The sequence below is a fragment of the Vibrio sp. YT-19(2023) genome (assembly GCF_033337395.1).
Genome location: NZ_JAWOQN010001052.1, coordinates 1 through 536, shown reverse-complemented (window position 1 = coordinate 536; position 536 = coordinate 1). Strand labels below are relative to the sequence as shown.

Here is a 536-nt window from a genome sequence, read left to right as displayed (position 1 = left end):
GGCTGGCGATTAAAATTACCGCTGCAATGTTGGCGTTAGATGAAGAAGGGAATTTAGGTGTGAAAATACTGCAAGATGAACACGTTAAGTTTGTTCCTATTCAGGTAGGCAAAGCAGAAGAAGATGGTGTTTGGTTATCAGGGCTTGGCGAGCAAGCGGACATCATTGTATTAGGACAGGGGTTTGTTCGTGATGGCGATACCGTGATTGCGAATAAAGTCGGTGATGTCGCTGCCGATGCGGCCGAAAAATAGGGAGACAGCATGTTTAGTATAATTGACGCTGCGTTATCCCGATCAAGAACGATGTTGACCTTGTTGGTGATGATCCTCATCGCAGGGGTCATTACTTACGTCACCATCCCAAAAGAATCTAGTCCCGATATCACTATTCCTATCATTTACGTCTCTGTTGGGCATCAAGGCATTTCTCCAACTGATGCTGAGCGTTTACTGGTTCGTCCTATCGAACAAGAACTGCGCTCAATTGAAGTGGTGAAAGAGATGACATCGGTTGCCTCCGAAGGCCACGCTTCA

1 protein-coding gene and 1 pseudogene are annotated in these 536 nt (G+C 46.3%); both read left to right on the top strand.

Annotation, left to right across the window (positions count from 1 at the left end):
• Positions 1–254, top strand: a pseudogene (locus R7E78_RS29985) (efflux RND transporter periplasmic adaptor subunit); the annotation flags it as partial.
• 9 nt (positions 255–263) lie between these two features.
• A partial coding sequence (locus R7E78_RS29980) for an efflux RND transporter permease subunit (protein WP_318059122.1) occupies positions 264–536 on the top strand: 273 nt, incomplete at its 3' end.